Here is a 25,480-nt window from a genome sequence, read left to right as displayed (position 1 = left end):
TCAGGTAGATTAAACAATAATAACTGTATAAATGAACAGTTGTTGTATGCCTGATGAAAAAATTCATTCATATTGATATGGATTGCTTTTTTGCTGCAGTAGAGATGCGTGACAATCCTGCACTTGCCAGTGTGCCTCTTGCGATTGGTGGGAACAGTCGCCGTGGTGTGCTTTCTACGGCCAACTATATTGCGCGCCAATATGGCGTTCGTTCAGCTATGTCTAACTACCATGCTAAACAATTGTGTCCTGATCTAGTCATTGTGCCCGGACGAATGCATGTATACAAAGAAGTCTCTCAACAAATCCGTGAAATTTTCGCTAAATACACTGACCTGATTGAACCCTTATCGCTTGATGAAGCTTATTTAGATGTTACCCAAAGCAGTGCATGCAGAGGCAGTGCGACTCTAATGGCTGAGCAAATTCGACAAGAAATTTTTACCACAACAGGCCTAACTGCATCGGCGGGTATCGCACCGATTAAATTTATTGCCAAAATAGCCAGTGATGAGAATAAACCCAATGGTCAGTGCGTGGTACTGCCTGAGCAAGTGGATAGCTTTTTAGCCAAGTTGCCGCTAGGCAAGATCCCAGGTGTAGGGAAGGTGACGCTTGAAAAATTGCAACTTAAAGGCTTATACACGGGAGCTGATGTTCGCGAAAAAGGGGTTAATTGGATGCAGCAACACGTGGGGAACTTTGGTGTTTCGCTTTATCAAAAATGCGCAGGAGAATACGTAGGTAAAGTGTCTACGGAACGCGTACGTAAATCGCTGAGTGTAGAACACACTTATGAATTCAACAAAAATAGCTTAGCTGAGTGTTTATCTGAGTTACCCCGTTTAATGACAGAGTTAGTACGCCGTTTAGAAAGGCAGCAACTGAGTAACAGAATCAACAAATTATCAGTTAAAGTGAAGTTCGCAAATTTCACAGTGACCAGTGCCGACCAAAGTCATCATCAGTTAGATGACAGCATTTTTACAGAGTTAATGAGTAAAGCGTATGAACGCGGAAATAATAAACCCGTCAGACTCTTGGGCATTGGTGTGGGAATAAAGAGTGAAGCCCACGAGCATTTTCAGTTAAGTATATTAGACTAAAGGTTAACACCTAGGTTGTTTAAAGTTTGTTAGTGTTTAGTGTGGGGTGTTGAACCATTTGTGTTCACGGCCTCTAGACAACATTATAACTACATAAGAGAGATGACTATGCAATCGGTCGTGATCGTGCTGCTCGGAATAGTCGGTATGTTATTCGGATGGTTTGTTTATTCGAAATTCATCGCCGAAAAAATCTTTAAAATGGATGATAACTTCGTCACACCTGCTCATGAGCTTGAGGATGGTGTGGATTATGTACCCACCAATAAGGTCGTGTTGTGGGGCCACCATTTCACGTCTGTAGCAGGTGCGGCACCGATAGTCGGTCCTGCTATTGCTGTTTATTGGGGCTGGGTGCCTGCCGTGTTATGGGTCGTATTTGGAACAATCTTTTTTGCTGGCGTCCATGATATGGGGGCTCTTTGGGCCAGTGCTCGCAACAAAGGTAAGTCGATGGGGGCTTTGTCTGAAAGCGTCATCGGTAAGCGTACCCGTGCGTTATTTATGATTGTGGTATTTTTAGTGCTACTGATGGTGAATGCGGTGTTTGGGGTTGTTATTGCTAAATCATTTGTATCCCAGCCAAATGCGGTTTTTCCTGCTTGGTCAGCCATTGTTGTGGCCCTTGTTATAGGCCAGTTACTGCGCCGTAAAGTTTCTTTAATTCCTCTGTGTTTAATTGGTGTCGGTATCCTTTATTACACCATTTATCTTGGCAGTAGTATGCCCATTGCGTTGCCAGATGAGATGTTTGGCTTAAGTGCAAACGCAAACTGGATCATTATCTTGTTCATCTACGCTGCAATTGCTTCTTTACTGCCTGTGTGGATGTTATTACAACCTCGCGATTTTATTAATGGTATGCAGTTGCTGGTTGGTTTAGTGCTTTTATATGGCGCGGTCTTTATTTCAATGCCAGATATCACCGCACCTGCATTTAATACGCAAACGGCAGTGGATACGCCGAGTATTATTCCGCTGTTGTTTGTCACCATAGCCTGTGGTGCAGTATCGGGTTTCCATGGAATCGTGTCATCAGGTACCAGCTCTAAACAGTTAAACAAAGAAACTGACGGTCGCTTTGTTGGGTATTTAGGTGCTGTGGGCGAAGGCATGCTTGCACTTATTACGCTGGTAGCGGTAAGTGGTGTCGCATTGGCTGTATCACCTGAAGAATGGCATGAAATTTACAGCCACTTAGGAGCGGGGAGCGTGAGTGCCTTTATCAACGGGGGTGCAAACTTAATCGAAAGTGGTTGGGGTATTTCACAAGAAGTCGCGTCGACCTTACTTGCGGTAATGGTGGTGCTATTTGCAGGCACGACAATGGACTCTGGCGTTCGTTTACAACGCTACATTATTCAAGAGTGGGGTGATATTTATAATATCAGTATTATTCGCAATGGGATTGTCGCAACGCTCGTCGCTGTGCTGTGCTGCTTGCTACTTGCCTTTGGTGCAGGTGGTGCCGATGGCAGCGGCGGAATGATCATTTGGCCGCTGTTTGGCTCTACCAACCAAATCCTTGCAAGTTTAACGTTACTGGTTATTTCGGTAATGTTAATCAAAGCGAATCGTCCAGCGAAGTACACGTTAATACCGATGAGCTTTGTACTGGTAATGGCATTTTTCGCGGGTGTGATTAAGCTAGGTGAATATTACCAACAAGGCAACTGGTTACTTGTAACACTCGATTTACTGGTACTGGTGATCAGTGTGCTGGTGATGCTAGAAGCATGGTCTGTCATTGTGAAACATCGCAAAGACAACCAATCTGTGTCAGAGCAGTAAACTTTGCTTGCCAGCCGCTCATTTGCACGGCTGGCAATAGCGCGTTAAATCAATGATAATAAGGTCCTATGTTTCTAACAGCAGGACCTTTTTTTATGGCATACCCTCATGCAGTTGTCGCCTCTCAATTAGCTGATGCAGATCACGATGCATTGATTATTATCGGTGATAATTTTTCGTCTTTAGCCGATGCAAGCTTAAGCCACGCTATCAGTGCTCAACAAGCCATTGATGCACGTATCTCTAAGCAAGTCACATTACTTGTGATTGACTCAAAGCGCGTTATTTTAGCGCCTACAGGTCCGCTTAATCGCGATTATGACGATGTACGTCGTTATTTTGATGCTGCTAAATTAGCCGTGCTAGAAGCAAAAGCTTCGGGCAGCACCAAGCCTGCTATTTTACTTGCGAGTGCACACCACGATGCGCGTTACAAACATGCACTTGAAGTTGCCTTTTTAGGTGCTTGCCAAGCATTATGGCAGCCACTTGAAGCGCGTGAGTTTCATGGCCAAGCGATTGAGCCAATCAGTCAAATTAGCTTAGTGGGTGCTGATGAGGCCATGGTTAAAGCATTGAATGCAATTGCCGCAGGCCAATATGCTGCGCGTGACTTATGCGGTACAGAGCCTGAGCGCATGGCACCGCCACGTTTTGCCGATTATTGTGTTGAGTTATTTGCGGGCAGTAAAGTGTCTGTTGATGTGATTTCAGATATCGACACTATCGATAAAGATTACCCAATGATGAGCACTGTAGCGCGTGCATCATACGCTGTTGAGCGTCATCATCCACGTGTTGTTAAGCTTGAATATGTTCCTGAGGGTGACATTGAGCGTACGTTAATGTTCGTTGGTAAGGGGCTTGTTTATGATACCGGTGGTGCCGACCTTAAAGTGGGTGGCTTTATGGCGGGTATGAGCCGCGATAAAGGTGGCGCAGCATCGGTCGCTGGTTTTATGAAGTCAGTGGCTGATTATGCACCTAAAGGTGTCAAGGTGATTGCTTACTTAGCCGTGGTTCGAAACTCAATTGGTTCTGATTGTTTCGTGCCTGACGAAATCATTACGTGCCGTGAAGGCGTTCGTGTACGCATCGGTAATACCGACGCAGAGGGGCGTTTAGCAATGGGTGATTTACTCAGTGAAATGAAAGACCGCGCATTAAATGAAGTAAATCCAGAGCTATTCACTGTTGCAACGCTAACAGGTCACGCAGCACGTGCGATGGGTCCTTACAGCGCTTATGTTGAAAATGGACCCGCTCGTCAAGCGCAGGTTTCACGTAAAATTGCTGATTTAGGTGATTTATGGGCTGATGGCGCAGAGGTCTCTCGCAGCCGTCGTGAAGACTACGACTTTGTTAAGCCTCGTACATTAGCCGATGATGTACTTTCGAGTAACAATGCACCGTCAGCTGTGACTGCACGTGGACACCAGTTCCCAATGGCATTCTTAGCGATTGTAGGTGGTTTAGATAAGCATGGCACTGAATCAGCACACCCATTACCGTATGTTCATATGGACATCGCGGGCAGTGGTGTAGAAGGCGGTGATTGGCAACATGGTAAGCCAACCGCAGCAGCTGTCAGCAGTTTATTTGCACGTTATTGCTTGTAATATTTAAGCATTAAAAAAGCCCCGCAAAAATGAAGCGGGGCTTTTTTTCGTTAAAATTTAGCTTAATCAAGTCTAAAGCGATTTACCACATCGCTCAGTGCTTGTGAGCTTTGCTTTAAGCTTTCACTGGCATCTGATAGCCCTTGGGTATTAGATAGTGACTGTTCGGTTGATTGTGACAGCTCATTGATACGTAAGTTAACTTCATCTGCCGCACTCGTTTGTTGTTCTGTGGCGCGGGCTATTTGGCTATTCATATCTTTAATAATTGTGACCAAACGCTCAATTTCACTGAGTGAGCTGCTTGCTTCACCTGCTTGTAAGACGGTTTCGCTCGACAGTTGTTGACTGGCAGATACCGCATCAACCGCAGCTTTAGCACCTGCTTGTAACTTACTGATCATGGCCTGAATTTCATCAGTACTTTTACCGGTACGGCTAGCCAGTGTACGCACTTCATCGGCTACGACAGCAAAGCCGCGCCCTTGCTCTCCCGCGCGCGCCGCTTCAATCGCGGCATTAAGCGCAAGTAAGTTTGTTTGCTCTGCTATGCTGCGAATAACATCCAGTACAGAGCCTATATTGTTACTCTCTGCTGCAAGGTCAGTGGTTACCTTACTAACCTGCTCAATATTATGCGACAGAGTTTCAATAGCGGTAATGGTTTTGTTGAGCACCTGTTTACCGGTTGAAGCATTTTGCGCCGCGTCGTTTGCTGCATGCTCAGCTTGATCTGCATTTTGGCTAACATCATGAATTTGATGAGTCATTTCTTCCATTGCGGTGGCAACTTGTGTTGAGCTGTCATTTTGCAGTTCAATAAAAGAATGATTGGTTTTAGTGGCATCATCCACATTGTGGGCGTACTGATTGACCTGTTGAGCATTTTGCGCGACTTGCTTGAGTGACTCTCGCATTTTTGCAGTGTATAGGTTGAAGTAACGCGATAGCCGAGAGACCTCATCATTGCCGTTTTCATCAAGTTGTTGGGTTAAATCACCTTCACCTTGCGAAATGTCTTTCATCATATCAGCAGCCAATTGAGTTGGTCGTAATATACTATTTGCAATTAAATAACTGAGCGCAATTAACAGACCAATAATAACCACCGCAGTGATAATGACGTGATTTCGTAGTGAAGCAAATGCATCTTCAATGGTGTCAATGTAGACACCCGAACCAATAATCCATTGCCATGGTGTGAAACCCTTAACATAGGCAATTTTGTCAACGGGTTGATCCTTTCCAGGCTTAGGCCATTTGTATGGAACAAACCCTTCGCCTTGTCGTTTAACCACGTTCACCATGTCAACAAACAGGTGTACCCCGTCGGGGTCTTTATTGTTGGCAAGTGATTTACCTTCAAGCTCTGGTTTGAATGGGTGCATAACCATCGCAGGTTGATAGTCGTTTATCCAAAAGTAATTGCTTTTGTCATAGCGAAGTGCAGCGATAGTATCCAGCGCAGCTTGTTTTGCTTGTTGTTCACTGAGTTTACCTTGTTGGAATAAAGCATAATTGTGTTCAATAATGCTGTGGGCTGACTCCACTAGGTTTTGAGTTTTGGTGTATTGCTCTTGTTCTAAAGAATCATATTGCTTCATTAAGCTTGAGATACTTAAAAAGATCAATCCAACCACCACTACACTAACCAACATGGCAAGGCGTTGTAAGATTGTAAAACGGCGTAAGTAGTTCATGTGTATTCCTTGGTCATGCTTGTCTAAAAGCAATATGTTAAGTGTAGTTAAAACAGGTATTAAATCTAGTTGTGGATGGAATACATTGAGACAAAAAAAAGGCTGATTGGACAATCAGCCTTTAGTCTAAGTTACCGAATTTAAATTTAACTATTGTACGTTAAAGTGACGGTTGAAAAAGCTTGTGATAGTTTGGTGCAAGTGTGTTTGCACACTCTTACCACGTAAACTGTGCTTAGAACCTGGGTACGTCATCATCTCAAACTGCTTTTCTTGATCTTGCAGTTGTTTAAATAACTTCGTGGCGTGAGTAAATAACACGTTGTCATCAGCCATGCCGTGGTAAATCATTAGCGGTCCTTTTAAGCCTTCAGCATAAGGGAAAACGGCACTTGCTTCGTAGCCTTTTGCATTTGTTGCAGGGTGGCCTACGTAGCGTTCTGTGTAGTGTGTGTCGTAAAGTGCCCAGTCGGTCACTGGCGCGCCCGATACACCCGCTTTGAAATAATCACCGGCTTTAAACATGGTCATCAGTGCCATATAGCCACCGTAACTGTGACCGTAAATACCTATGCGCTCAGGATCAACGTAATCAAGAGTGCGTAAGAACTCAACCCCTTTAATTTGGTCAGCGACTTCAGCAACCCCTAAGTGTTTATAGATAACGTCTTCAAACTTTTTACCACGGTTGTAAGAGCCACGGTTATCGAGTTGAAAAATAACGTAGCCTTGCTGTGCCATGTATTGGAAATACAAGTTTTTGCTGCGCCAGCTATTTGTCACTCGTTGGGCATGTGGGCCGCCGTATACGTTTACAATAACAGGGTGCTTTTTACCATCTTGATAGTTAGTCGGCTTGAATAAACGGTAATGCATTATTTGGCCGTCTTCAGCTGTTAATGTACCGTATTCAGGAGTGATTAAATCGTCTAAGTACGGTGTAAGTGGATGCGACTTATCGAGTTTGTTTTCTTCAAGCCAGGTAATAAACTCGCCGTTAATTTTACGAAGTGCGGCTGAACCTGGTTTATTAACCGATGAGCTGTTGTCGATAAAGGTTTTATTATCTTTGGCGATAACCACATTATGATAAGCACCAAGCTCTGTTATGCGCTTAATATCCCCTTTTTTGAATAACGGTGCACTGTATAAATGGCTTTCAAGAGCGGTGTCTTTACGCGCTGCAAAATACACAATGCCTTTTTTCTCATCGATTCCTTTTAAGCTATCAACCACCCAGTCACCTTGCGTGATTTGGCGGATCATCTCGCCATTTGTGCGGTACAAATAAAGGTGTTTAAAGCCGTCACGTTCAGAGGCCCACACGAAGTGTTTTTTATCGTTTAGGAACTGTAGATCAAAGTGTAAGTTAATCCATGTATCGCTTTTTTCTGTTAGGGCGACCTTTTGCTTTTTCGTTTCACTGTTGTAAAAACGCAGCTCTAACGTTTGCTGTGAGCGGTCTTGCCATTGATAAGATAGCGTTTTGTTATCTTTTAACCAGTTGGCGCGAGCAATGTAGATATCTTCGTCTTCGCCTAAATCAACCCAATCAGTTTGTTGGTTGTTAATGCTAACAACACCGAGTTTAATTTTAACGTTGTCTGTACCCGTGAACGGGTAACGCTGGTTGAAAAGCTTTACTTCATCAGCGTAAATTTCGTTTCGAATCGCTTCTTTTACAGGGCTTTCATCGACACGCGTATAGGCAATTTTTGTTTCATCACCTGACCACCAGTAGCCCGTCATGCGGCCCATTTCTTCTTGAGCCACGAATTCAGCCATGCCGTTTTTAATAACGCCACCGCCGTCTTTACTTAACTGGATTTCTTGACCCGTTTTTAAGTTCAGTGCGTAAAGGTTTTGCTCGCGAATAAACGATACAAAATGACCTTTCGGTGAAAAACGTGCATCGGTTTCGAATGCTTCGGTATCGGTCAGTTTGCGGCTTTTAGCTGAGGCAAGTTCGTAGTAATAAAGGTCGCCATTCAGTGGGAAAAGCAGTGCTTTACCATCTTTTGACCATTTATACTCTAAAATCCCTTTACCAAAGATACGCTGACGCTCACGTCGTGCTTTTTCTTCATCTGATAGGTTTTCTGGGCCTGAGAATAGTGCCGCAGAGTCAACTAATAAGCGGTTTTTGTTATCTTTTAAATTGTATTCCCACAAGTCATAACGGTTGTAGTCGTCGGTTTTACCTTGTAAGTAGGTAACGCGGCTACCATCGGGTGAGAATTTAAGTTGTACAGGTGCTTTACCTGCTAAACTAGGATCGTCAAAAATACGCTCTAGTGATAGTGGTTCAGCATTCACACTCAGTGCTGTTGCCACTATTGGTAAGGCAAGTGAGAGAGATTTAATTTTTTTTAGCACAGGGGTACCTTCGCTCGAATAAAAACTGCCACGATGTTAATGGTAAGCTTAGGCAACTGCAACTAAATGCTATAAAGTAGCAGGGGTACAACTTAGATTTAAGGACTTATTGATGAAAAATGCTGATATGCCATTTTCCTTGGCACCTGAATTACAGCGTGATTGTATTGAATTAGCAGATTGGCCACTGTGTAAAGTATTGCTAATGAATGACAGCCAATATCCGTGGTTTATTTTAGTCCCGAGAGAAGCGGGTTTAAAAGAAATTATCGACCTTTGTGAAGCGCAGCAAGTGACACTTTTACGCGAGTCGGCCAAACTAAGTAAATTATTACAGCAGGTTTTTAATCCAGACAAGCTCAATGTGGCTGCTTTGGGAAATATGGTGCCACAACTGCATATTCATCATATCGCACGCTTTAAAACAGATGCTGCTTGGCCTGCACCTGTGTGGGGTAAGTTACCGGCGGTTCCGTATTCTGATGAGCAGATTACTTCGCTTAAAGCGTATTTTTAAACGGTGAATATCGAAAATATAGTCCAGCAAATATGAAAAAGTGGCACGTTAGCGCGGCAATAATAACACGTTGTTTTTTTGTGACGATGTTATCTTTGAGTGCCTTTGAGAGTGTGGCAAAAAGTTATTATTTTGTAGGAAGTCATTTTCCTGCCATTTTAGAACAGGATCAGCACGGTTCTCCAACAGGACTCGGGGCTGACATCGTTTATGAAATAGGCAAGCGATTGGGGCATACTATTGTGATTGATATTATGCCGCTTAAACGGGCTTTAAAAATGGTTGAGCAAGGTGATGCCGATGCCATTATTGGCCCTTATAAATCGTTTCAGCGTAACCAATACATGCTCTTTAGTGCATTACCCTTTTATGAAGACCCTATTGTTTTTTATACCAAACCGAATAATGAAGTTACTTGGCGAGGAAACTTCGCCAGTTTAAAAAAAGATGTAATAGGGGTTATTCGTGGCTGGGATTATGGGGTTGAATTTAAGCGCCATGAATCGAGTTTACTGTTATCGGAAGTCGCCAATGTGCGGGCAAGTTTTTTACAATTAATGTATGACAGGGTTGATTTAATTCTAACTCACCCCCGCGCAGCAAGGCCGGTGATAGAAAGTTTGGGTATTGCCGATAAGGTGATCATACTTTCTCCTATTTTAACGGTTAATCAAGGCTATTTTGGTTTTACTAAGCAGCGAGATTTAGCGCAATTTATTGATGAGTTTAATGCTGAGTTTCAAAAAATGTTGCTAAATGGGGAAATCGTAAAACTAAACAATAAATATGGGCTGAGCTTTGTGGCGCATTAATGACTGTTGTTTAAGCATAAAAAAACGCTGCTCGAAAGCAGCGTTTTTTGTTTAAACTCGTTATTACTCAGATGAGAGTGCGTTTAGTTTAAACCTAATACCTCTTTACCTTGTTTAAAGGTCACATCAACAGGGATGTTTGCTTGGCTTAGCTTTTCTAAATCTTTAGCAAGCTCGGCTTTAATTTCACCATGAGTCGCGATTAATTGGTCGACTTTTTGATAATCGCCGTCACCTTGAATCGTTAAGATAAGGCGCGATAGTTTTGCCATCGCTAAGCTCATTTTTTCCATATTTACGCTGTATAAGCCATCTGCATTTTTAGAAAATGCACCTTCTTCGGCAAAAAAGTTAAAACGGATCATGTTTGCTTTACCATGTGCACTTGATGCACCAAAACGCACTGAGCGGAATATACCAGCCATAAAGGTGATGTAGTAATCTTCTAGCGTACCGTCAGTGATTTCACCTTTTTTAAGTAACTGCTCAACCATGTAAAGACCAAGGATATCTGCTTTACCTTCTTCAAGCGCGCTGGCATGCTCTTGCAGTGATTGACGCACAGTCCCTTTGTTGGTGATAGTGTTTTTAATTCCTAAGCCATGTGCGACTTCGTGGAACATGGTGTTTGCAAAAAACGCATCAAAGGTGATGTGTTTACGCTGCTCAGGCACAATTAATTGCTCTGAAATTGGCACTAAGATTTTGTCGAATTTAGCGCGCATCGCGTTTTTAAGCTGTAAACGGCGGGTGCCTTTTTCAAGCTGTACTTGCTCATCATTGGGCAAGTTAATAGCAATTGTTTTGCTGCCGGCATTTGAGTGGCCCGCATAGTAAACAACATCATATGCATTAAGGTCAGCGTCTGAACCCGGTACTTCTTGCTTGTACTTATCGTCTACGGGTAAGCCTTTTTGTAGCTCTGGTAAGAAAGCTGCAAACTTAGCTAAACGCTCACTCCACGCAAGGTCTTTAATTAACACGTAAGACTCGTAAGCGGCACGGTAACCAAAGAGTTGATCTTCGTAGGTTTCGATTGGACCAATAACAACATCAATTGGGTTGTTTTTCATGTCCATCCATGCGAAGTCAGAGGGTTGGAAGTTATCACTAACAAGTGCATCAGCACGCATGCTTAAGTAGTTTGCAAATTCTTTGTCATCGGCAAGTTTACTTGCTTCACGGAGTAAGTTTGCCGCTTTTTCTAGTTCCTGTGCGTATTCTACTGAGTAAGCCACGCTGTATAGTTTGCCATTTTCATCACGTTTAATAACTGAATAAAGGCCTGTTTTATCTTCAACTGTTGCGTTGTTTAACTCTTCTTTAGTGATATCGCTTGGGTAAAACTCTGCGCCAAGTGGCTTTTCTTCATAGCCAGATAAGAACACCTGATCGCCGTTTAAACGGTCCCATGGGCCGTAGTTGATATCTGCAAATTTTTGCACTTTTTCGTCATTAATTTTTGCCAAAAATGCTTCTTTGTTTTCACCAAATGCTTGACGCCAAAATAATGCATCCATGATTTTTGATGCGTCAATAAGTTTGCCAACCATTTGCTTTTGGTTATCGCTTAAGTGGCTTAAGTCTGAGGTTAATGTAAAGTCTGTATAGATATCTAAGCGGTTTCTGTCTGCATTGATTAGTTGCGGATTATTTTCTTCAGTATTTTGAGTCGTTTGCTCTGCAGCAGGCTTTGTTTGAGAAGGGGTCGCTTGTTGGTCAGAACATGCACCTAGAAAAACTGCACCAGATAAGATAAGTGCGTGGCTAATTTTATTTAATGTCATTTTTTTGCCCGTTAAAAAGAGAGAGTCGTTGCTTTGAAAATAAATGTGTAAGCATTAAAGCAAACCTAACATATAAATGGCAAGTTTACTGCGCAGTATATGATTTTAAGCAATTAAATCGGTGTCTTAAAATATAAAAGTAGATTATTACTGTGAATTTCTTAACTTTAGCGCTAACTTAGACAATACTAAAACAATAATTAATCTAACAATGTCAGTCATTAGTTTGGTTTTATAAAAGCAAGCTAATTCAAGAGGATGGCAAAGATATGTCAACAGAAAATGCACTACTGACCATTTTGGTCGACCGAATTAATAATGACACCCTAGTGTTGCCTACTTTACCTGAAGTGGCTGTAAAAGTCAGACAAGCTGCAGACAATCCTAATGTCAATTTGATGCAAATGGCCGATGTGATTTCACACGACCCCGCGCTTTCTGCCCGCATGATTAAGGTGGCGAACAGTGCCTTTATGGGGCGCTCGGTTAAGGTGACAAACCTACACCAAGCTGTAACGCGGATAGGTTTACGGCAAATTAAAAACATTGCAACGGCCATGGCAATGGAGCAACTGTTTGTATCGCACAATGAGTTGATTAAAGGCTACATGGATAAAGCGTGGCAAAAAACGCTGAAGGTGGCTTGCCACTCAATTACCTTAATGGATTTTTTCCTACGTGATAATAAGAAGACGTCATTAAATCGCGACACCATTACGCTAGCGGCTTTAGTGTATAACATTGGCGTGTTACCCATTTTAACGGAAGCCGAAAAACACCCCGAAGTATTTGCGAACCCGAGCTTTCTTGCGCATGCAATTCAAAAATTGGGAGGCAAAGTAGGGGGAGCTATTATGCGAGCGTGGGGCTTCACTGATGAATTTGTTGAAGTTGCTGAGAGCTGGGCAAACCCTAACTATCGTCCTGAGCATATTTGCTATGTTGACTTTATTCGCATAGGCGCGATCTTAGAGGGGATCCTGCAAGTATCAGATAAGTCTTCAGCATTACAGACCTATTTAGATAAAGGTGTTATTTCGTCACTTGATATGTTTAATTCAGATGAATATCACGACATGTTAAATGATGTAAAAGCGGTGTTTACTGAATAACGCATTAAAAAGCGCAGATTACGACTAATCTGCGCTTTTAGTGTCAACAAGCTGATTATAAATCGCTTGCATCTCCTAATCCTTGAGTTAGTTCTTCAAGTAATTGCTTAATTTCTTCAGATGCTAAAATGAAGTCTGCATCTAATTTTACGGCCATATCTTCTTTAGGGATATCGGCGTTTTCTTCTTTAAGTGTTTCTGAGTAGCTTAGTCGTTTTATTGACCCATCGTTTTGCAGCATGAACTTAACTCGCTCTTGCCAATCAAGTGCAAGCTTAGTCACGCGCTTGCCATTTTCTAGATGCGATTTCACTTCATCACACGATAAATCATGGCCTTTAAGTTTAACCTGTGCGCCACTATCGTCTGCTTCTTCAAGTTCTGCATCGTTGCCAATAGCGAACCCCTCAGGCGCATTAAATTGTGTTAGCCAATCGGTTAGAAACACATCGAGATCATAGTTTGCAAATGCGGGCACTACAGGTAACGACCCTAACGATTTACGTAACAAGGCAAGAAGTTCTTCGGCTTTGTTAAAACTACCACTGTTAACAACCACCCAGCCATTCTTTTGGTCAATAAATGCAAACTGTAAGCTCGACTTTTTGAATGCTTGAGGAAGTAGCGTATGCAGAATATTTTCTTTTAGTTCGTCTTTTTCTTTTTTCTTAACTGGGCGGTTTTCTTCCGCTTCAATCTGCTCTACTTTTTCAGCAACCAGTTCGTTAATAACCGCTGCGGGTAATACTTTTTCTTCACGTTTTGCGCACACTAAAATGCTATCTTGAGAAAAGTGCGATAGGGTTTGACCATGTTTACCAAAGGCTTTGGTCCAACCAAACGTTGATAACTCTTGACCACCACATGAGCGAAACAGATCTTGTTCTAGGGCTTTATCGAAGTCTTCTTGGTTGTATGATACGTCTTGTTTAAAACGGTAACAGATAAGGTTACTAAACCACATAATTAGGCTAATCCTTTCATTAAATTTGCCCAATCATAGCAATAAAAAAGTGATGCCGAAATGAATGATTTCGGCATCAGGGGGTTTTGTTTATGTATTAAACATTGAAAGTGGCTTTGGCATGTTTTTAGGGAAACTAATATGGTAATGCAAGCCTTGTCCAGGCTCGCTTGTTACTTCTATATCGCCACTGAGCGTTTGTTTTACTAAGTTAAAAGTAATGTGTGTGCCTAAACCGCTGCCGCCTTGGTCGCGCTTGGTAGTAAAAAATGGGTCAAATAGCTTTTCTAACTGCTCTTGAGTTACACCATTACCGTTATCTTTAAAGTCGATGATAACCTCATCGTCTTCTTCTTTTATAACAATCTCTATGATGCCGCTTTCTATGCCTTCGAAACCGTGAATGAGTGAATTCATGATTAAGTTAGTGAAAATTTGACTAATTGCCCCCGCAGGTAAATTGAGTGTTAAGTCTTCAGGGCAATCTAGGTTTATATGGTGCGATGTTTTTTTAAGTTTAGGGTGTAACGAGCGGATCACCTCGCCTAAATACTCTTTAAAATTAATTGTACGCACCGCTTCACTGGCTTGGTCTACCGCGATTTGTTTGAAGCTGGCGACCAGCTCAGAAGCACGGTCTAAATTACTGGTTAATAAGCTGGTGCTTTGTTTTGCGTCGTTTATAAACTCTTCTAATGCTTTCGGCGAAAGGGTTTTGTCTTTATAGGCTGCTTCAATTTGATTCAGGCGCTCTTGTAAAAAAGAGGTCGCTGTAACACCAATACCAATCGGGGTGTTTACATCATGAGTAATACCGGCAACAAGCCCGCCTAATGCGGCCATTTTCTCTGAGCCTACTAACCGCTCTTGGGCCATGTTCAGTTCATCAAGGTAACGCTGTAGTTCAGTTTGCTTTGTTATGAGCTCTTGTTCGGTTTGTTTACGTAAATCGATTTCTTCAGTTAAGGTGAACTTTTGTTTTTCTAACTCGTATTTTTGTTGCTGTAAGTCCATCATTGCTTGGCTCAAGTTTGATGTCTTACGAGCGACTTCCTGCTCTAATTGCAGGTTTTGTTGATCCAGTTTTTCGTTGCTTATCAGTAATTCTTTTTGTGTATGTTCAAGCTCTTCTCGGTACAGTACCACTTTATCAATCAGGCGATTAAATGACTCTTCCATCACTTTTAATTCGTTATGCTCACTGGTTTGAATGTCGATATGGCGACCTTCTAAATCATTGAGTTCAAGATCTTCTATTTGTTCTGTGAGCTGGGCTAAGGGTTCTGTTAACTGTTTTCTAAAGGCAATTAAGAATAGGATGATCAAAAATGTTGTTTTGATCATCGCATTACCGATTAAGAAATAAATCGAGATCATAATACGGCTAAATACGACGTCTCGGCTTGAAAATAGGGTGACATCACCCACTTGGGTGGCTCTGCCTGAAAACTCAAAAATCAGCGGAAAAGTGTAACCAAATAAACCTGACGGGGTGTCTTCAATAATCGCCTCTTCTTGCACTAGCTGCTGACTGTATAACTCATGTATGTCTAAAGAGCGCCCTAATTGTGATAACACTTCACCACTGTCATCTCGCACAATAATGCCTTCAATCATAGGGATCGCAAGTAACCCCTCAGCTGTGGTGATCGTTTGCTTAGTGTTCAGCTCCCAAATGGCGCGTGTGAGGCTGCGACTGAATGTTTTTTGCAACGTGGTTAATTCATCGCGAATGTAATCCTTGGTATTAACGTACTCAGCAATAACCTGCCCACACGTAACGACAAACGTTAATAAAAAATAAACCGAGAGCACACTGGTTAATAATTTTTTTGACAGGCTTTTTTGTAGCATGGATTATCCATAGCTCCTTGGTGAGATTTGTAATACATTCAGCTAATTCTAAAGTTAGCTAATAAATGATTAAAAATAAATAAATATATCCTTTTTTACGGGATCATTTACAGATTGTAACTAAATCATGAAAAAACTTGACCTTACTGCCTTTTAAAAAGTGTGATATAAAATTAGTCATCTTTAATTTATCCTCTATTAACGCTGTGTTTGCAACAGCGAAGATGTATATTTCATGAGTAATTCTAATTTTTCAGTGCTTGTCTGTGATGATTCAAACGTTGCCCGAAAACAGGTCGTACGCTGTTTAGGTGACTGCATCAGTGCCGACATTAAACAAGCCAGTAACGGCCGTGAGGCACTTGCTTTATTGCGGCAGCAAAACTTTGATTTGCTTTGCCTCGACTTAACCATGCCAGAAGTTGATGGTGTTGCTGTACTTGAAACGATTAAAGCCGAAAAAATAGAGTGTTTTGTGTTGGTTATTTCGGCGGATATTCAAACAGAAATGAAGCAACGAGTCGCAAAACTTGGTGCCATTGATTTTATTGATAAGCCGATAGAACTTGTCCGCTTAAAAACAACTTTGCATAAATTTGGTATTCATTAAGTCTTTATATAACCTAATTGCATAATTTATCTTTTTATTAAGGGTTGACAGACTGGCTGTTTTTAAGGCAGTCTAGGGGCTATGAAAACATTTAATCACGCAACGACCATTATTATTACAACCATCATCCTTACGGGATAGTGGCATAGGTCGGTGCAACAAAATTAAAGGCCTGTGTTCACTAGAACACAGGCCTTTTTTCGTTTATGGGATGAGGAAACATAAATAATGCGAGTATTAAAATTTGGCGGGTCGTCCTTGGCTGACTTCGCATGTTTGCAACAGGTAGCTCAGTTAGTCAAACAAGAACTTAAAGATGAAATGCTATTAGTGCTTTCTGCACCGGGCGGCATGACTGATTCACTCGTTGCGCTAGCGAGTGCAGCAGAGCAGGGGCGTGATTATAGTGAGTTATGGCATGCACTGGTTAATCGTTGTGAGCAGTTAAAGGCGGATGTAGAAGCAGAGTTTGGCGCAGTTGATAATTGGCCTAATTTAAATGACCTAAAAAATAAATTGGATGGTGTTGCATTATTAACGTGCTGCCCAGACCAAGTTAAAGCTTATGTTATTAGCTTTGGTGAGCGAGTGAGTGTAGCGCTCATGCAGCGTATGTTAAAAGAGAGTAATGCGCACTACCTTGAGGCAACCGATTGTATTGCTTCTGTTGGTGGATATATTGATGCAGAAGCAGACTTAGCTGCGAGTAAGTTGCGTTTTCGTGAAGCATTAAAAGCAGCACCAAGTACCATTTACATCATGCCTGGTTTTACTGCGGCTAATGAGCAAGGCGAGCTTACAACACTCGGCCGTAATGGCTCTGATTATTCGGCAGCAATTGCTGCAGCCTGCTTAGAAGCCGATGTTTGTCAAATTTGGACCGATGTTGACGGTGTTTACAATGCGGACCCGCGTTATATCAAAAAAGCCTCTAAAGTAGATTCGCTGTCTTATAAAGAAGCGATGGAACTTTCTTACTTTGGTGCCAAGGTGTTACACCCAAAAACAATTTTGCCATGTGCTAAAGCTGGCGTACCTTGCGAGATCAAAAATACTCATAACCCTCGCGCTGAAGGCTCTGTGATCAGTAACGATAGCGTATCATCAGAACCGGTTAAAGCGTTATCAAGCTTACAAAACCTTGCAATGTTAACGGTCTCAGGACCCGGCATGAAAGGTAAAGTGGGTATGGCATCTAAGGTGTTTAATGCCCTTGCTCATGACAATGTATCGATTGTGTTAATTACACAATCGTCGTGTGAATTTAGTATCAGTTTTTGTGTTCACGAAAGTGATTTAGCGCTGGCTCTAGAAGCGTTGCAAACGGCTTTCGAACTTGAGTCGCAAGCTGGGCTTATTGAACCCGTTCAAGTACAACGTAATTTAGCGATTGTTACTTTAGTGGGCGACAATATGCGAGCGCATAAGGGTCTTGCAGCAAAATTCTTTGCTTCATTAGCGCAAGCGCAAGTCAACATTGTGGCGATTGCCCAAGATTCAACAGAGAGTGCTATTTCTGCGGTTATTGATGGTGAGCTGTGCAATGATGCTGTGAAAGTGTGCCACGAGAACTTTTTTACACATATTCCATCAATCGATATGTTCTTATTAGGCTGTGGTTTAGTTGGTCAAGAGCTTATCCAGCAACTTGAGCGCCAGCAAGCATGGCTTGAAAAGCGCAATATTAAGCTTAATTTGTACGGTGTTGCTAACTCAAAACAACTCTATCTCGACAGTGACGGTATTGCCTTTAGTGATTGGCAAGAAAAATTAGCGGTATCGGAGCAAGGTTTTGACTTAAAACTCGTTGAGCAATTTGTGAAACAAAACCATTTAATCAACCCTGTTATTGTTGATTGTAGCTCAGCCGATAAACTCGCCGCGCAGTATGTTGATTTCTTAAATGCTGGTTTCCATGTTGTGGCTGCGAATAAAAAAGCAAATACCAGCTCATTTGCGTACTATCAAGATTTGATTTCTGCGACACAAAAGAATAACCGTAAGTTTTTATACGAAACCAACGTAGGGGCAGGTTTACCAGTCCTTGATAATTTAAAGTCATTATTTGGCGCGGGTGATGAACTTATTAAGTTCAGCGGCATATTATCAGGCTCATTGTCGTACATGTTTGGTGCTTTGCAAGATGGCCTCTCGTTGAGCGAAGCAACTGTAAAGGCAAAAGAAAGTGGCTTCACTGAGCCAGACCCACGTGATGACTTATCGGGGACCGATGTTGCTAGAAAGCTGCTGATCATTGCGCGTGAGTCTGGACTTGAACTTGAGTTAAGCGATATTGAAGTTGAATCTGTATTACCAACAGGGTTTGCAGAGGGAGATTCGGTTGCTGAGTTTATGGAAAAGCTGCCCAGTCTTGATGCTGCTTTTAATGACCGTATCCAAAGTGCAGCAAGCGAAGGTAAAGTGCTGCGTTATGTTGGCACTATTGAAAATGGTCACTGCAAAGTAGGTATTGAAGCGGTTGATAGTAAGCATGCACTTTATGATATTCGTGATGGTGAAAATGCACTGGCGATTCTTAGCCAATATTATCAGCCTCGTCCGTTTGTTATCCGTGGCTATGGTGCGGGTGCAGAAGTGACTGCCGCAGGTGTATTTGCTGATATCTTAAAAACATTATCACGCTAGGAGAAGGTTATGATCCGTATTTACGCACCGGCTTCTATCGGTAACTTTGCGGTTGGATTTGATGCTTTAGGTGCCGCATTGGCCCCTATTGATGGCAGCCTACTTGGTGATGTGGTTGAGGTATCTGCAGCTGAGCAAGACACATTTGTGTGCTCAGGAGAGTATGCCAGTAAGTTACCAGCTAACGCAGAAGAAAATCTTGCCTATCAGTGCCTTATTCATTTTAAAGCGCATGTTGCACCGGCCATGCCCACCGTGAAACTAGAGCTTAAAAAGAACTTACCAATCGGTTCTGGGCTTGGTTCAAGTGCATGCTCGGTGGTTGCCACATTTGCTGCGCTTGATCAGTTTGCTAAAACTGACTTATCGCAAGAGCAGTTGATTGAACTTATGGCTGATTTTGAGGCGATTGTGAGTGGTGGTCGTCATTACGATAACATCACGCCATGTTACCTAGGTGGTTTACAGTTAACAGGCGATCTTATTCCCAATAAATCCATTGCGTTACCGGTTGATGAGCGCTGGTATTACGTGGCAGCTTTTCCTGGCTTTTCTCTTAATACGGCAAAAGCTCGCTCGGTTTTACCCACGCAACTATCAATGCATGACAGTGTCGAGTTCGCACAAAGATTGTCTGCATTTAGTAGCTTGTTACTGACAGGGCGTTTTGATGATGCCTTATCAATTATGCGTGATGAAATTGCTGAGCCACACCGAGCGCCACTTATAAACGGGTTTAGCGAGGCGAAGCATGCTTTACCAGAACTTGGCGCTGAGATTGTGAGTATTTCGGGTGCTGGACCGACTCTTTTTACAGTGTGTAAAAGTCTAGAAGCCGCTAAGCAATGCGCAGCGTGGCTTAATGATAATTACATTAATGAACATGGTTTTTGCCATATTTGCCAGCTTGATCAGCTTGGCACACGACAGCTATAAAGAATTTAAGGAACTACAATGCAATTACATAATTTAAAAGATGCAACACAACAGGTGTCGTTTATTGAAGCTGTAAAAACGGGTTTGGGTCGTAACCAAGGCGTTTTCTTTCCAGATAGCTTGGCGCCTATTGCTGATATTGATGCTTTATTGGATTTGGACTTTGTTACTCGCAGTAGCAAAATCTTATCCCATTTGATTGGGGATGAATTACCCGCAGACACCGTTGCTGAGATGGTACAAAATGCGTTTAACTTTGATGTAAAACTTGTTGAAGTCGAAAAGGATATTTACTGTTTAGAGCTTTTTCACGGGCCAACATTAGCGTTTAAAGATTTTGGTGGGCGTTTCATGGCAGAGTGTCTTGCACAATTTAGCCAAGGAGAAAAAGTTACCATTCTAACCGCAACGTCGGGTGACACAGGTGCTGCGGTTGCGCATGCCTTTTACAACAAACCGAATATTGATGTGGTTATTCTATATCCGAAAGGCAAAATTTCGCTAGCACAGCAAAAACTATTCACTACGTTAGGCAACAACATTCATTGCTATGCGGTTGATGGCAGCTTTGATGATTGCCAAAGCATGGTAAAACAAGCGTTTCTCGATGATGAAGTAAAAGAAAAGCTAGGGTTAAACTCAGCGAATTCAATCAACATCAGTCGTTTAGTTGCACAGGTGTGTTACTACTTTGAAGCAATAGCGCAATTGCCAAAAGCGCAACGTGCTAAAGCGCATATCTCTGTACCAAGTGGAAACTTTGGTAACGTGTGTGCTGCGATGATTGGCGCTGTACTAGGGATGCCAGTGGCAAAACTTAGTGCAACAACCAACCAAAACGATACGGTGCCTCGTTTCTTGCAAAATAAAGAGTGGGCTCCTAACGCAACGATTGAATCGTTATCGAACGCGATGGATGTGAGTAAACCAAACAATTGGCCGCGTGTTCAGCACATGTTAGATAATGCATGGTTTAGTTATGATGACTTTTATTCAAGCTGTGTCGATGAAGAGACAACCAAAGAGGTGATGAAAAAAATTCATCAAACAGGGTATGTTGCAGAGCCTCATACTGCGATTGCATACCAAGGCTTAAAAGAAAACATTGCACCGGGCAGTGCGGGTATCTTTTTAGCGACGGCACACCCCGCTAAATTTAAAGAAAGCGTGGAAGAAATACTCGAGATTGAGTTACCGATGCCAAAGCCTTTAGCAGATGCGTTAGCAAAGCAATGTCTTGCAGAAGATATTGTGTGTGATTACCAGCTTTTGCGTACTGAGCTGTTAAAAAAACTGGCGTAAAAAACCATAAAAAAGAGCGGCTAAGCCGCTCTTTTTTAATGCAATATTGAATGACTATGCCGGTTTAAAATCCGCATCACAAGAATCACCACAGCGGTAATACACAGTAACACGCCAATCACTGAAACAAGTTCATTTTGTGTCCATTGGATCAAGGTATATGCCGCAATAAAAACAATAAATGGTTTAAATTCATAGTAATAATAGAGCTTTCTTTGATTTACTCGTTGACTCGAATGATCTGTGCGTCTTGCATTTGAGCGCATTCGCCAAATATTTGCACCCAGTAAAAAGAGTACGATACCAATGACTGTAGGCACCACATTATTCGCTAATGTGATGCAACTGATGCCGAGGATAAAGTAGCCATAGGGGGCGGCTTCGTAAAGAGGTTTTGCTAACATGAGATTTTATACCATCCTTGATATTTATTAAGACTATTAGGGTAGTTTGAAAATAGTAAAAAGCAATGCCTGTGTGCTATTTTTTATGCAAATGACATTTTAAAAACCTATGTAATATTTTAAATTCATAAATTTTCGTTATGTATCAATAAAAAAATATCATTATTAAAACACTGTGAAATAAATTCAATCCCTGTTTAAATATGTTCATCTTTACACGATAGGCAAATGTGCGTTTTCAGCGTACAATATAGCCTTCAAAAAAACACCATACACGTTGCCTTAGGAGACCCCATGTTAGAACGTAGCATGAATATTTCGGATTTCGATCCAGAGTTATTTGCAGCCATCACTAAAGAGACGGCTCGTCAAGAAGAGCACATCGAACTGATCGCGTCTGAAAACTACTGTAGCCCACGCGTGCTAGAAGCACAGGGTTCTCAGCTTACAAACAAATATGCTGAAGGTTATCCAGGCAAACGTTACTATGGCGGTTGTGAGCACGTTGACGTTGTTGAACAATTAGCAATTGACCGTGCAAACGAGTTATTCGGCACAGACTACGCAAACGTACAACCGCACGCTGGTTCACAAGCTAATGCGGCTGTTTTCCAAGCGCTTCTTCAGCCACATGACACCGTACTAGGTATGAGCTTAGCTCATGGTGGCCACTTAACGCATGGTTCACACGTTAACTTTTCTGGTAAAACGTACAACGCAATTCAATATGGCCTAAATGAAGAAACGGGCGAAATTGATTACGCTCAAGTTGAAGCACTAGCACTAGAGCACAAACCAAAAATGATCATTGCGGGTTTCTCTGCATACTCAGGTATCGTTGATTGGGCTAAGTTCCGTGAAATCGCTGATAAAGTGGATGCGTACTTATTCGTAGATATGGCACACGTTGCAGGTCTTATTGCGGCTGGCGTATACCCAAGCCCAATCCCTCACGCGCATGTTGTTACAACAACAACTCATAAAACATTAGCGGGTCCTCGTGGCGGTCTAATTGTTTCTGCGTGTGGTGATGAAGAGATCTATAAAAAGCTTAACAGCGCCGTATTCCCGGGTGGCCAAGGTGGTCCTTTATGTCACATCATCGCTGCTAAAGCGGTTGCGTTTAAAGAAGCATTACAGCCTGAATTCAAAACATACCAAGCGCAAGTGGTTAAAAACGCACAAGCAATGGTTGAAGTGTTACAAGAGCGTGGCTATAAAGTTGTTTCTGGTAAAACAGACAACCACTTATTCCTTCTAGACCTAATTGATAAAGATATCACAGGTAAAGATGCTGACGCTGCCCTTGGTAATGCAAACATCACAGTAAACAAAAACTCAGTACCAAATGACCCACGTTCACCGTTTGTAACGTCGGGTCTTCGTATTGGTTCTCCGGCAATTACGCGCCGTGGTTTCAAAGAAGCTGAGTCTAAAGAACTTGCTGGCTGGATCTGTGACGTACTAGACAACATCAACGATGCATCAGTACAAGCAGAAGTAAAAGAGAAAGTTAAAGCAATCTGTAAAAAACTACCTGTTTACGCTTAATTGCTGGTTAAACCGTAATTAAGATAACAATAGTGTTGTTTTTTGCTATTATAAAGGCCGCTTACTAAGCGGTCTTTTTTTGTTTTTTATAAACGGAAGTTTAACCTTATGCATTGCCCTTTTTGCACAGCAAAAGATACTAAAGTAATCGATTCACGACTTGTTGGCGGTGGTCACCAAGTTAGACGCCGTCGCGAATGCAACGAATGTCACGAGCGTTTTACCACCTTTGAAGGTGCTGAACTTGTTATGCCAAGGGTGATAAAGCAAGACGGTAGTCGAGAACCTTTTAACGAAGACAAATTATTAAATGGTCTGCACCGCGCATTAGAAAAACGCCCAGTGAGTACAGAGCAAATCGAAGAAGTCGTTAACGTGATTAAATCACAGCTACGTGCCACCGGAGAGCGTGAAATCTCAAGCCATTTAATCGGCGAGTGTATTATGGAATCGCTCAAAAAGCTTGATAAAGTAGCTTATGTTAGGTTTGCCTCAGTATATCGCTCATTTGAAGATATTCGTGAGTTTGGCGAAGAAATTGCCCGTTTAGGTGATTAAGCATGTCGTTCACTGAACTTGATAGCATTTATATGGCACGCGCTATTGAGCTTGCCAAACAGGGCCGTTTTACCACGACGCCAAACCCTAATGTGGGTTGTGTACTTGTTAAAGACGGCCATATAGTTGGTGAGGGTTTTCATCAACTTGCCGGGCAGGGTCATGCCGAGGTGAATGCACTGGCCGTTGCTGGCGATAATGCCAAAGGGGCAACAGCCTATGTGACGCTTGAACCTTGCAGTCATTATGGTCGTACTCCGCCCTGTGCTGAAGGCCTAAAAGCGGCTGGTGTAAGTAAAGTGATTGCTGCAATGGTAGACCCAAATCCAGCAGTCAGTGGCCGTGGCTTACAAATATTGGCTGATGCAGGTATTGACGTTGCCTCTGGGTTACTTGAGCAACAGGCGCGCGATTTAAACAAAGGCTTTTTGAAGCGAATGGAAACAGGGTTGCCTTTTGTTACCTGTAAAATGGCCTGTAGTTTAGATGGAAAAACGGCACTTAATAACGGTCAAAGTAAATGGATCACGGGTCCGCAAGCACGCCAAGACGTTCAAGCATTTCGCGCACAAAGCTGCGCAATTTTGAGTGGTGCAGATACTGTTATCAGTGATAACGCCAAATTAAATGTGCGTACTGAAGAGCTGCCATTTGCAATGCCAACATCATTGCCGATACGTCAGCCAACACGTGTGATTATCGATTCGCAAAACAGACTCACCCCAGATCTCGCTTTATTTAGTATTGAGAGTCCGGTGATTATTTTCACAACACAGCTTGATAATCAGCAGCAATGGCCACATTTTGTAAAACACGAAGTGGTGGCAGCTAACAAGAATAAAGTTGATTTATCGGCCGTTTTAGCACGGTTAGCCGAATTACAATTTAATCATATTTGGCTTGAAGCAGGAGCAACCCTAGCGGGCGCTTTTGCACAGCAAGACCTAATAGACGAATACATTGTTTATATTGCCCCAAAGTTAATAGGTGATATGGGCAAAAGCTTACTAAACTTTGCAGAAGTAACAGCCATGGGTGATGTCACTCAATTAACGTTTACCGACACACAGATAATTGGCGACGATATCCGCTTAACAGCGTACAAAGCAAAGCAAGCCACACACACTGAAGATAAAGAGTAGCATTATGTTTACTGGAATAATTGAAGCAACAGGTAAAATTGTTGAATTAACACAAAAACAAGGTGATCTTGCTATTCGTATTCAAAGTAATGATTTGGATATGAAAGACGTAAAACTAGGCGACAGTATTGCAACAAATGGTGTGTGCTTAACAGTGGTTACTAAACATAGCGATGGCTTCAGTGCTGATTTATCAAATGAAACCATTAGCCTGACAGGGTTTGCGCACTATAAAAAAGGCCAAACCGTGAATCTAGAAAAGGCCATGCAGCCAATTTCTCGCCTTGGTGGGCATTTAGTGTCAGGCCATGTTGATGGCATCGCGACAGTTGAAAGCATTACCGCCAATGCCAGAGCAACAGAGTACTGGCTAAGTACCGACCATAATTTAATGAAATACATTCCGTATAAAGGATCGGTATGTATTGATGGAATTAGTTTAACAGTGAATGAGGTCGAGCAAAATCGCTTCAAGCTGACCATTGTTCCACACACCGCTGAGCAAACGACGATTGCAGAATTTCAAGTGGGCACGCAGGTTAACTTAGAAGTTGATCAAATTGCTCGCTACTTAGAGCGCCTGATCAAAGGGGCTGAACAACCTTCCCGTTCAGACATATCTATGAGCTTGTTAGCGCAAGCTGGTTTTATTAAATAAGCGAAGATACGTCATTATTAATCATACTCTCATGG

General features: G+C 42.3%; 20 protein-coding genes. 14 read left to right on the top strand and 6 right to left on the bottom strand.

The annotated features are described in order from the left end of the window. The first annotated feature begins 53 nt into the window (after window positions 1-53). From dinB to GZH31_RS12590, 3 genes are all read left to right on the top strand, one after another. A complete protein-coding gene (dinB, locus tag GZH31_RS12600; RefSeq protein ID WP_036966279.1) occupies window positions 54-1,106 on the top strand; it encodes a DNA polymerase IV in 1,053 nt (350 codons plus the stop codon). 108 nt (window positions 1,107-1,214) lie between these two features. Next, window positions 1,215-2,897, top strand: a complete 1,683-nt coding sequence (locus tag GZH31_RS12595) for a carbon starvation protein A (protein WP_036966280.1) — start codon at window positions 1,215-1,217, stop codon at window positions 2,895-2,897. A gap of 95 nt (window positions 2,898-2,992) precedes the next feature. After that, window positions 2,993-4,516, top strand: coding sequence for a leucyl aminopeptidase family protein (locus GZH31_RS12590; RefSeq protein WP_180311057.1), 1,524 nt, complete (start codon window positions 2,993-2,995; stop codon window positions 4,514-4,516). Between the two features lie 62 nt (window positions 4,517-4,578). Here the strand turns inward: GZH31_RS12590 and GZH31_RS12585 are convergent, their stop codons facing one another. Continuing rightward, window positions 4,579-6,216: a methyl-accepting chemotaxis protein gene (locus GZH31_RS12585; RefSeq protein WP_036966284.1), complete on the bottom strand. Its 1,638-nt coding sequence runs from the start codon at window positions 6,214-6,216 to the stop codon at window positions 4,579-4,581. 150 nt (window positions 6,217-6,366) lie between these two features. Continuing rightward, entirely contained in the window at window positions 6,367-8,592 is a 2,226-nt protein-coding gene (locus GZH31_RS12580; RefSeq protein ID WP_036966286.1) for a S9 family peptidase, read from the bottom strand. 112 nt (window positions 8,593-8,704) lie between these two features. Here GZH31_RS12580 and GZH31_RS12575 point away from each other — a divergent pair, with 112 nt between their 5' ends. Then, a complete protein-coding gene (locus GZH31_RS12575) occupies window positions 8,705-9,109 on the top strand; it encodes an HIT domain-containing protein (protein ID WP_036966288.1) in 405 nt (134 codons plus the stop codon). Between the two features lie 32 nt (window positions 9,110-9,141). After that, complete coding sequence (locus tag GZH31_RS12570) at window positions 9,142-9,921, top strand: ABC transporter substrate-binding protein (protein WP_180311056.1); 780 nt, start codon at window positions 9,142-9,144, stop codon at window positions 9,919-9,921. A gap of 83 nt (window positions 9,922-10,004) precedes the next feature. On the opposite strand, the gene GZH31_RS12565 is transcribed toward GZH31_RS12570, so the two are convergent. Then, window positions 10,005-11,708, bottom strand: a complete 1,704-nt coding sequence (locus tag GZH31_RS12565; RefSeq protein ID WP_065979727.1) for a Zn-dependent hydrolase — start codon at window positions 11,706-11,708, stop codon at window positions 10,005-10,007. Window positions 11,709-11,977: 269 nt separating this feature from the next. Between GZH31_RS12565 and GZH31_RS12560 the strand changes: the two genes are divergently transcribed. Continuing rightward, window positions 11,978-12,820 (top strand): HDOD domain-containing protein, encoded by an 843-nt coding sequence (locus tag GZH31_RS12560; RefSeq protein WP_036966295.1) that lies wholly within the window; start codon window positions 11,978-11,980, stop codon window positions 12,818-12,820. Window positions 12,821-12,875: 55 nt separating this feature from the next. Here GZH31_RS12560 and rdgC read toward each other — a convergent pair whose 3' ends face one another. Together rdgC and GZH31_RS12550 are read right to left on the bottom strand one after the other, a co-directional pair. Continuing rightward, complete coding sequence (rdgC, locus tag GZH31_RS12555; protein ID WP_036966297.1) at window positions 12,876-13,784, bottom strand: recombination-associated protein RdgC; 909 nt, start codon at window positions 13,782-13,784, stop codon at window positions 12,876-12,878. 90 nt (window positions 13,785-13,874) lie between these two features. Next, window positions 13,875-15,638 carry a sensor histidine kinase gene (locus GZH31_RS12550; protein ID WP_036966299.1) on the bottom strand — a complete coding sequence of 588 codons (1,764 nt, stop codon included), beginning with the start codon at window positions 15,636-15,638 and terminating at the stop codon, window positions 13,875-13,877. Between the two features lie 235 nt (window positions 15,639-15,873). Here GZH31_RS12550 and GZH31_RS12545 point away from each other — a divergent pair, with 235 nt between their 5' ends. The 4 genes from GZH31_RS12545 (at window position 15,874) to thrC (ending at window position 21,132) form a co-directional block, all read left to right on the top strand. Then, entirely contained in the window at window positions 15,874-16,248 is a 375-nt protein-coding gene (locus tag GZH31_RS12545) for a response regulator (protein ID WP_036966301.1), read from the top strand. A gap of 228 nt (window positions 16,249-16,476) precedes the next feature. Next, entirely contained in the window at window positions 16,477-18,894 is a 2,418-nt protein-coding gene (gene thrA / locus GZH31_RS12540) for a bifunctional aspartate kinase/homoserine dehydrogenase I (protein ID WP_036966303.1), read from the top strand. Window positions 18,895-18,903: 9 nt separating this feature from the next. After that, a complete protein-coding gene (thrB, locus tag GZH31_RS12535; protein WP_074988905.1) occupies window positions 18,904-19,830 on the top strand; it encodes a homoserine kinase in 927 nt (308 codons plus the stop codon). Window positions 19,831-19,848: 18 nt separating this feature from the next. Continuing rightward, window positions 19,849-21,132, top strand: a complete 1,284-nt coding sequence (gene thrC / locus GZH31_RS12530; RefSeq protein ID WP_065979731.1) for a threonine synthase — start codon at window positions 19,849-19,851, stop codon at window positions 21,130-21,132. A 35-nt stretch (window positions 21,133-21,167) separates the two neighbouring features. On the opposite strand, the gene GZH31_RS12525 is transcribed toward thrC, so the two are convergent. Next, window positions 21,168-21,536, bottom strand: a complete 369-nt coding sequence (locus GZH31_RS12525) for a hypothetical protein (protein ID WP_036966310.1) — start codon at window positions 21,534-21,536, stop codon at window positions 21,168-21,170. A gap of 294 nt (window positions 21,537-21,830) precedes the next feature. On the opposite strand from GZH31_RS12525, the gene glyA reads away from it, so the two are divergent. The 4 genes from glyA (at window position 21,831) to GZH31_RS12505 (ending at window position 25,445) form a co-directional block, all read left to right on the top strand. Then, window positions 21,831-23,087, top strand: coding sequence for a serine hydroxymethyltransferase (glyA, locus tag GZH31_RS12520; RefSeq protein ID WP_036966312.1), 1,257 nt, complete (start codon window positions 21,831-21,833; stop codon window positions 23,085-23,087). Window positions 23,088-23,195: 108 nt separating this feature from the next. After that, window positions 23,196-23,645 (top strand): transcriptional regulator NrdR, encoded by a 450-nt coding sequence (gene nrdR, locus GZH31_RS12515; RefSeq protein ID WP_036966316.1) that lies wholly within the window; start codon window positions 23,196-23,198, stop codon window positions 23,643-23,645. A 2-nt stretch (window positions 23,646-23,647) separates the two neighbouring features. Further along, window positions 23,648-24,787: a bifunctional diaminohydroxyphosphoribosylaminopyrimidine deaminase/5-amino-6-(5-phosphoribosylamino)uracil reductase RibD gene (ribD, locus tag GZH31_RS12510; RefSeq protein ID WP_036966319.1), complete on the top strand. Its 1,140-nt coding sequence runs from the start codon at window positions 23,648-23,650 to the stop codon at window positions 24,785-24,787. A gap of 4 nt (window positions 24,788-24,791) precedes the next feature. After that, window positions 24,792-25,445 carry a riboflavin synthase gene (locus tag GZH31_RS12505; protein ID WP_036966322.1) on the top strand — a complete coding sequence of 218 codons (654 nt, stop codon included), beginning with the start codon at window positions 24,792-24,794 and terminating at the stop codon, window positions 25,443-25,445. The last annotated feature ends 35 nt before the right edge of the window (window positions 25,446-25,480 follow it).

This window comes from Pseudoalteromonas sp. JSTW (assembly GCF_013423925.1).
GTDB classification, from domain to species: domain Bacteria; phylum Pseudomonadota; class Gammaproteobacteria; order Enterobacterales; family Alteromonadaceae; genus Pseudoalteromonas; species Pseudoalteromonas lipolytica.
Note: the sequence above shows the minus strand (reverse complement) of the source record. Positions and strands in the feature narration are given on the sequence as shown.

Excerpts from the sequence above, each read along its gene's own strand:
- dinB (WP_036966279.1), top strand. The coding sequence starts at position 54 with ATGAAAAAATTCATTCATATTGATATGGATTGCTTTTTTGCTGCAGTA.
- GZH31_RS12595 (WP_036966280.1), top strand. The coding sequence starts at position 1,215 with ATGCAATCGGTCGTGATCGTGCTGCTCGGAATAGTCGGTATGTTATTC.
- GZH31_RS12590 (WP_180311057.1), top strand. The coding sequence starts at position 2,993 with ATGGCATACCCTCATGCAGTTGTCGCCTCTCAATTAGCTGATGCAGAT.
- GZH31_RS12585 (WP_036966284.1), bottom strand. The coding sequence starts at position 6,216 with ATGAACTACTTACGCCGTTTTACAATCTTACAACGCCTTGCCATGTTG.
- GZH31_RS12575 (WP_036966288.1), top strand. The coding sequence starts at position 8,705 with ATGAAAAATGCTGATATGCCATTTTCCTTGGCACCTGAATTACAGCGT.
- GZH31_RS12570 (WP_180311056.1), top strand. The coding sequence starts at position 9,142 with ATGAAAAAGTGGCACGTTAGCGCGGCAATAATAACACGTTGTTTTTTT.
- GZH31_RS12565 (WP_065979727.1), bottom strand. The coding sequence starts at position 11,708 with ATGACATTAAATAAAATTAGCCACGCACTTATCTTATCTGGTGCAGTT.
- GZH31_RS12560 (WP_036966295.1), top strand. The coding sequence starts at position 11,978 with ATGTCAACAGAAAATGCACTACTGACCATTTTGGTCGACCGAATTAAT.
- rdgC (WP_036966297.1), bottom strand. The coding sequence starts at position 13,784 with ATGTGGTTTAGTAACCTTATCTGTTACCGTTTTAAACAAGACGTATCA.
- GZH31_RS12550 (WP_036966299.1), bottom strand. The coding sequence starts at position 15,638 with ATGCTACAAAAAAGCCTGTCAAAAAAATTATTAACCAGTGTGCTCTCG.
- GZH31_RS12545 (WP_036966301.1), top strand. The coding sequence starts at position 15,874 with ATGAGTAATTCTAATTTTTCAGTGCTTGTCTGTGATGATTCAAACGTT.
- thrA (WP_036966303.1), top strand. The coding sequence starts at position 16,477 with ATGCGAGTATTAAAATTTGGCGGGTCGTCCTTGGCTGACTTCGCATGT.
- thrB (WP_074988905.1), top strand. The coding sequence starts at position 18,904 with ATGATCCGTATTTACGCACCGGCTTCTATCGGTAACTTTGCGGTTGGA.
- thrC (WP_065979731.1), top strand. The coding sequence starts at position 19,849 with ATGCAATTACATAATTTAAAAGATGCAACACAACAGGTGTCGTTTATT.
- GZH31_RS12525 (WP_036966310.1), bottom strand. The coding sequence starts at position 21,536 with ATGTTAGCAAAACCTCTTTACGAAGCCGCCCCCTATGGCTACTTTATC.
- glyA (WP_036966312.1), top strand. The coding sequence starts at position 21,831 with ATGTTAGAACGTAGCATGAATATTTCGGATTTCGATCCAGAGTTATTT.
- nrdR (WP_036966316.1), top strand. The coding sequence starts at position 23,196 with ATGCATTGCCCTTTTTGCACAGCAAAAGATACTAAAGTAATCGATTCA.
- ribD (WP_036966319.1), top strand. The coding sequence starts at position 23,648 with ATGTCGTTCACTGAACTTGATAGCATTTATATGGCACGCGCTATTGAG.
- GZH31_RS12505 (WP_036966322.1), top strand. The coding sequence starts at position 24,792 with ATGTTTACTGGAATAATTGAAGCAACAGGTAAAATTGTTGAATTAACA.